Origin of the sequence: Cronbergia sp. UHCC 0137 (assembly GCF_034932285.1) — a bacterium.
Lineage (GTDB): Bacteria > Cyanobacteriota > Cyanobacteriia > Cyanobacteriales > Nostocaceae > Cronbergia.
Genome location: NZ_JAYGHC010000011.1, coordinates 1 through 6,414 on the forward strand (window position 1 = coordinate 1; position 6,414 = coordinate 6,414).

Annotated in this window: 5 protein-coding genes and 1 pseudogene; 2 read left to right on the top strand and 4 right to left on the bottom strand. The window is 39.7% G+C overall.

All coding sequences use genetic code 11. The features are described 5' to 3' along the window. Together VB711_RS07205 and VB711_RS07210 are read right to left on the bottom strand one after the other, a co-directional pair. Positions 1-181, bottom strand: a pseudogene (locus VB711_RS07205) (hypothetical protein); the annotation flags it as partial. 340 nt (positions 182-521) lie between these two features. Further along, positions 522-1,667: a hypothetical protein gene (locus tag VB711_RS07210; protein WP_323285144.1), complete on the bottom strand. Its 1,146-nt coding sequence runs from the start codon at positions 1,665-1,667 to the stop codon at positions 522-524. Between the two features lie 204 nt (positions 1,668-1,871). Between VB711_RS07210 and VB711_RS07215 the strand changes: the two genes are divergently transcribed. Beyond that, positions 1,872-2,132: a type II toxin-antitoxin system Phd/YefM family antitoxin gene (locus tag VB711_RS07215; RefSeq protein WP_190716547.1), complete on the top strand. Its 261-nt coding sequence runs from the start codon at positions 1,872-1,874 to the stop codon at positions 2,130-2,132. A gap of 257 nt (positions 2,133-2,389) precedes the next feature. Here the strand turns inward: VB711_RS07215 and VB711_RS07220 are convergent, their stop codons facing one another. Together VB711_RS07220 and purH are read right to left on the bottom strand one after the other, a co-directional pair. After that, on the bottom strand, positions 2,390-3,862 hold the full coding sequence (locus VB711_RS07220) for a leucyl aminopeptidase (protein ID WP_323285145.1): 1,473 nt from the start codon (positions 3,860-3,862) through the stop codon (positions 2,390-2,392). Between the two features lie 260 nt (positions 3,863-4,122). Continuing rightward, positions 4,123-5,640 (bottom strand): bifunctional phosphoribosylaminoimidazolecarboxamide formyltransferase/IMP cyclohydrolase, encoded by a 1,518-nt coding sequence (gene purH / locus VB711_RS07225; protein ID WP_323285146.1) that lies wholly within the window; start codon positions 5,638-5,640, stop codon positions 4,123-4,125. A 123-nt stretch (positions 5,641-5,763) separates the two neighbouring features. Here purH and VB711_RS07230 point away from each other — a divergent pair, with 123 nt between their 5' ends. Further along, positions 5,764-6,297 (top strand): DUF2996 domain-containing protein, encoded by a 534-nt coding sequence (locus VB711_RS07230; protein ID WP_323285147.1) that lies wholly within the window; start codon positions 5,764-5,766, stop codon positions 6,295-6,297. The last annotated feature ends 117 nt before the right edge of the window (positions 6,298-6,414 follow it).

Below are 6,414 nucleotides of genomic sequence, written 5' to 3' on the forward strand. Positions count from 1 at the left end.
TTGACATCAAAGGAGAGAGGAGGTCGCTTCTTTTTAGGACTTCTGGGATGTTTGCGAAAAGATTTAAGATGTACTTTTTGTCAATATTTAGAGGGCTGACTTCTTCTACTAATGCCTCAAGCTCTGGGTCGCTGCTAGTAATTTTATCAATAATTTTGATCGCATCGTTAGTCTTGGCCATCCTCTTGTTCCTCTACATAGGTTTGAACTTCTGGGTTTTCTGCGAATAAAAGCTTTCGTGAGAGCGCCCGGTTTACAAAGTTTTCATCCCCTTGCGGGGAAGTGTGTTTGGAAAGGATTCACTTCTGGAAACGTTACGGGGTAAGGGTTTGAGATACCCAAATCGACACACCTCTGAAAAATGATAAAAATTTTTCTAAAGTTGATCAATTTTGTAGCTACAATAACTGTAGTCTATTTAGTTGGGACGGCTAACCCCAAACCGACTAGAATAGGTAAACCTGTGATTAAATTATTTGCGTAGCCGCGTGCATCTTTACTAATCGCTCGAACGATAAACTTTAATAAGTAAATGTTCCTAAACAATCTTTGATAAAATCAATGATGATCTTAAAATTAACAAAATCTTCAGCCTGTTTTCTTTCTTCACATATCCATTTACAAAATTTCATTTTTTGAAATACTTCAATTTCCTTTTCTTCTCCATAATCACCATATTCAGTTTTTAGTGGATAAAATTTTTCTTTCAATAAAGGATCACTAGATAAATCATCATATAAATGATCAGGAAATAGATTTTCAATACCTTTTTTGAATTTTCTATTCTTTTGTTGAGGTATTGTTCTAATTTTTAATTGATCATAGTCTTCATTAGGCTTTTTAGTATCCCAATCATAAATCAATAATACTTTTCTAGTTAAGAATTTAGGGTTAGAAAGCAAAACATCTCTCGTATTTTTTAAACCACCTTCACCAGTATTGATACTTTCCCCTTTACCTATAGAAGCACCAACCCATTCAATATCAACTTGTGCTAAAATTTCTTTTTCTCCTAGTAATTCTAAGGCGGTTTTAATATAAATTGGATCAGTTTCTCCTTCTGTTAAAACTAGAGGTTTAGTACCTTTCTCTACAGTAGCTTGGACTTCATCTTTAACAGCATTAATTTTTTTACAATAGTTGTAAAATATCCATTGACCATGTTTCGACATTAGATAACTACAGTAATCTTCCCAGACATGAACTGACCAATGATCTAGTTTTTCTCGAAGATATTTATAATTAGGGTTTTCTTCCCCATAACGATAACTTAAAAACTGTTCAGGATAACTAACTTCTGTCTGAGCAAATATATTATTTCGTGCCATTATTTTTAATAAATGAATCCCCTCATATTTCCTCATTCTCAGATTTTCAATTACATAAGATAAATGAGCAGGATTAGAAGAATCTGCAAAAATAATAATACAAAATCCTGAGTATAGAGGATTTTTATATTCTCCCATAAACAAACCTTGTTCAAAGGCATTAATAATACCCTGTGCTGAATCAATATCAATCCACCAATCAGGAATTTGTTTATTATTAAATCCATACGGACCACACATTACCCAAAAACTACCAACAATGTTTTGAGGATATTCTTCCAGTAATAATTTTCCTCTACGAATAGCAGGAATACCAATTTCAGGTAAATGCACTGTCATTTTCAAAAATCCTAGTAAAAATAAAAATGTGATTTTATTCCATTAAACAACAAAATCAAACAAATAATGCGCCATTTCCAACTTAGAACAAGCCGGAATTTCTACCTTTCTTCCTGACTTTTCTAAAAACACCGCTTGATTATCAATAACTGAAAGTCCATGTTATAGTGTACTCAGGTGTACACATTTTGTCAATTCACTATTATGGACATCCAATCTGTAGGAATCAAAGAATTTCGTGCCAATTTACATAAGTACACACAACAAACATCTGAACCAATCGCAATTACTTCTCATGGAGTACCAATAGGTTATTACATACCAACACAACCTACTCCTCAAAAACAAGATTTAATGGCTTTACAAGAAGCAGTGCAAAAAATCAAACAATTGCTGGAAACAAGAGGTATTAGTGAAGATGAATTATTTGCAGATTTCCAGAATGCTAAAGAAAGTACAATATAACGATGAGAAAGTTAATTGTTCTGGATACTAATATTTATTCTGATTCGAGCAGTATTAGCAGAACGTGTTCCCAACTTATTAGATAAATACAATTATAAATGTAGTTTTGTTACTCCCGCTTCCTGCTATGATGAGTTAAATGATTATTACGGCGTAAATAAACCAACCATTTTAAATTCCTAAAAAGCCTATACTGCTTTTCTTTTGACTTCCGCTTTTCCGCTTTGCGGTGGGTGGGATTTCCCCACCCGAATTGATTAACCGACTACCCAGTTAACCAAAGTCCTGACACCAAAGCCGGTTGCACCAGCAGGATTGTAACCATTTTCCTTATCTGTCCAAACTGGTCCGGCAATGTCTAAGTGCGCCCAAGGAGTTTCTTTCACGAATTGTTTGAGGAACAAAGCCGCAGTAATAGCACTACCATAACGGGGTCCTGTATTTTTCATGTCGGCGATGGGGGATTTTAACCCTTCAAAATATCTATCTTCCATCGGCATCCGCCAAAGTTTTTCTCCACAGGTTTCCGAGGCTGTTTGTAGTTGGGAAGCGATCGCATCATCAGGAGTAAATAAGCCGGCGATATCTTCACCCAAGGCTATTACACAAGCACCTGTCAGGGTGGCTAAATCAATAATGGCATCTACTCCCAATTTTTCGGCAAAAACTAAGGCATCAGCCAAGGTTAAACGCCCTTCTGCATCGGTGTTGTTAATTTCGATTGTTTTGCCGTTAGATGCAGTGAGGATGTCTCCTGGACGCATAGCACGACCGTTAATCATGTTTTCAGTGACGGCAGAAATGAAATGAACTTCCACATCTGGTTTTAGCTGACCAATAACCTTAGCTGCGCCCAAGGTAGCCGCTGCACCTCCCATGTCCATTTTCATGGTTTCAATCCCGCTACCTGCACCTTTGATGTTGATTCCCCCGGAATCGAAGGTGACACCTTTACCGATAATGGCGAGTTTGCGCTTGGGTTCGGTTTCTGGTTTGTAGGTGAGGTGAATAAACTTTGGTGGTATGTCAGAACCTAGAGTGACTCCTAAGAATGCACCCATACCCAATTTTTCACAGTCTTCTCGTTCGAGAATTTCCAGATGTAAATTGTGTTCGTTAGCGATCGCTCTTGCGGTTTCTGCCATAGTTATGGGTGTGACAGTATTGGCTGGGGCTGCTACTAACTGCCGTGCTAAAATTACGCCAGATACAATTTGATTAGCACGAGCGATAGCTGTTTCTTGTCCCGCTAACCCTAATAAATCAATGGTTTCGATTTCTGGATTTTTATCTTCTGGTTCTGATTTAAAGCGATTATCTTGGTAAAGTCCCAATTCAATCCCTTCAGCGATCGCTTGGGCTGTAGTTACTGGATCGTTGTTAAATACTGGTAAACTCAAACCGAGAGTTTTGGTTTTTTGCTTTTTAGCTGTCCGTGCTGCTGTGGCTGCAACTCGACGCAAAGTTTCTAGTTTCAGCGTCTCTAGTTTACCCAAACCAACTAAAATTACCTTTCGCACTGCATTACCAGCAGCTACTCGCGCCACAATAGTGCTGTTTGCTTTACCAGTAAATTCTTCTTCTGCAATTAGTTCTTTTAAGATTCCAGCGCATCTCTCATCTAAAGCTGCCAGATCCCCAGTTAACTCTCCTGAGTCTTCAAATAAACCAATTGCTAAGGTGTCACCTGTCCAATTTAATAAAGCTCTATCACTAGGTCGAATCGTCATTTTTGTAATTTATTTAAACCTTCTTTCTTGTACCAGTATTGCTCAAATTTTGGAAATCATCGCAAGGCAATTAAGAAAATCTATCGTTGGAGGAACAAACTATAAAAAGCGCCTGGGAGTGTTACCGTGTTTCCACCCCAGACGCTTCTTATTCTTAACATTGCTCCTCACACAAATCGACTATATCACGTCTTTTATGAAATGGCAAGAGGTTTTGTCTCACGCAGAGACGCAGAGGCGCAGAGAGTAAGAGGAGTTTTCTAGTGCAAAAAGTGCCGTACACCTGTAAATACCATTAATAAACCCAATTCATTGGCTGCGGTGATGGAAACTTGATCACGCAAACTGCCTCCTGGTTGGATAATGGCGGTAATTCCGGCTGCGGCTGCGGTTCTGACGGAATCATCAAAGGGGAAAAATCCATCACTGGCTAGAAATGCTCCTCTGGCTTTGTCTCCGGCTTGTTCTAGGGCGATTTTGACTGAGCCGACACGGTTCATTTGTCCAGCACCTACTCCTAATGTGGTGCGATCGCTCGTCACTATAATCCCATTGGATTTAACGTGTTTGCAAACTTTCCACGCAAATAACAATTCTGCTAACTCTTTTTCTGTGGGTTGGCGATCGCTGACAATTTGCCATTTACTGGTATCTGTAATTATATCATCAGCACTTTGTACCAAGAATCCACCAGCGATCGTTCTGACTGTTTCTTTTGCTCCACTGATTAAATCTGGTAAAATTAAAACGCGCACGTTTCCTTTGGCTGCTAAAATCTTTTCGGCTTCACCATCACAACCAGGGGCAACTACACATTCTAAAAAGGTTTTCTTTAATTCCTCAGCCGTAGCTACATCAATGGGTTTATTCAAAGCTACGATTCCCCCAAAGGCAGAAGTAGAATCGGCATTGAAGGCTTTTTGATAGGCTTCCACAATTGTATCAGCCTCGGCAGTTCCACAGGGGTTAGTGTGTTTAATAATTGTCGCCGCCGGACTATCGGTAAATTCGGCGATAATCTGCCGTGCTGCTTCCAAATCAACTAAATTATTGTAGCTGAGTTCCTTTCCTTGCAATTTAGTCGCAGATGCCCATCCTGTGGGGTTGCTACCAGTTTGATACCATGCGGCTGTTTGGTGGGGGTTTTCTCCATAGCGGAGTGATTGGATTTGTTGACCAGTTAGGGTGTATTGTTGGTTGTTGGATAGATATTGAGCGATCGCTCGATCATAATCAGCAGTATGTAAAAATCCTTTTAACGCGCATTTTTGGCGAAAATCTAAAGAAGCTTCCCCATTTTGCCGTAATTCCTGCAAATACTCCCCATATTGTTCAGGATCACACAACACAGTTAGATTGGCAAAGTTTTTTGATGAAGCCCTTAACATCGCAGGACCCCCAATATCAATTTGTTCAACAGCCTCAGCCAATGTTACACCCGGTTTAGCGATCGTTTCCTCAAAAGGATAAAGATTCACCACCACCAAATCAATCGGACGAATTTGATTATTTTCTAAATCAGTCAAATCTTGCGGGACATCTCGCCGTGCTAAAATTCCCCCATGAATCCGGGGATGGAGAGTTTTCACCCGACCACCTAAAATTTCCGGCGAACCTGTATAATCAGAAACCTTTGTTACAGGAATCCCCGCATCTTTCAGGGTTTTAGCCGTTCCCCCACTGCTGACGATATCAAAACCAAATTCTGTTACCAAACTCCGGGCTAAATCAATTAAACCACTTTTATTAGATACACTCAGCAGGGCTAGACGCGCCATAATTCCCCAGATTCCTTACAAACTAATAGCTTAAATATTATATCTAGCGATCGCAACGCTTTGTTATGTCAAAATAAAAGTAACTCGCAAGCTCTTCTACAAGCTAGATAAAGGATTGACGCAATGGCAGACCAAACCAATCAAAATCAAGCCGGAGAGGTTGCTCCCGGCAATGATACACCAGCAACTTCCAACCTCCCCACAGCCAACAACCCAGAACCTAATGCGGCTGTAGCGACTCCAGAAAAACCTGCTGCTAAAGCTGCGAAAAAGGAAAAGCCTCCAGCCGTTGAAGATAAACCTTTTGAAGAGTTTATCCAGCAAGAATACTTACCAGCTTTGCAAAAAGCAATTGTCCAAGAAGGCGTACCTGATATACAATTATCTTTCGCCAAGCAGAAGTTTCCTCTCACTGGGTTCAACTCAGATGAAGAATGCTGGCAAATTATCGGCAGTTGGCAAGAGGGATCTCGTAAGTTTAACGTTTATTTCCCTGATGCTGATATTCAAGGTAAAAAAGGATTTTCTTGTCACGAAGGCAAAAAAGCCAGCACTCTCGAATCATTTTTAATTGATGAGCGCAAAATTACCCTTGAGCTATTGGTATCTCGTCTAGTGTACCGCTTGAACGGTCAGAAGTGGCTAGGTAGAAATTAGTTAAGTGTCAAATTAAGATTAAATTGGCGGTTAGAAACCACGTTTACACAGACATGAAGCGTAGCGGCTTCCCGTAGGGAAGGCCACCTCCGTGGGTTTCAAATTCTCAATTTTGTC

Excerpts from the sequence above, each read along its gene's own strand:
- VB711_RS07210 (WP_323285144.1), bottom strand. The coding sequence starts at position 1,667 with ATGACAGTGCATTTACCTGAAATTGGTATTCCTGCTATTCGTAGAGGA.
- VB711_RS07215 (WP_190716547.1), top strand. The coding sequence starts at position 1,872 with ATGGACATCCAATCTGTAGGAATCAAAGAATTTCGTGCCAATTTACAT.
- VB711_RS07220 (WP_323285145.1), bottom strand. The coding sequence starts at position 3,862 with ATGACGATTCGACCTAGTGATAGAGCTTTATTAAATTGGACAGGTGAC.
- purH (WP_323285146.1), bottom strand. The coding sequence starts at position 5,640 with ATGGCGCGTCTAGCCCTGCTGAGTGTATCTAATAAAAGTGGTTTAATT.
- VB711_RS07230 (WP_323285147.1), top strand. The coding sequence starts at position 5,764 with ATGGCAGACCAAACCAATCAAAATCAAGCCGGAGAGGTTGCTCCCGGC.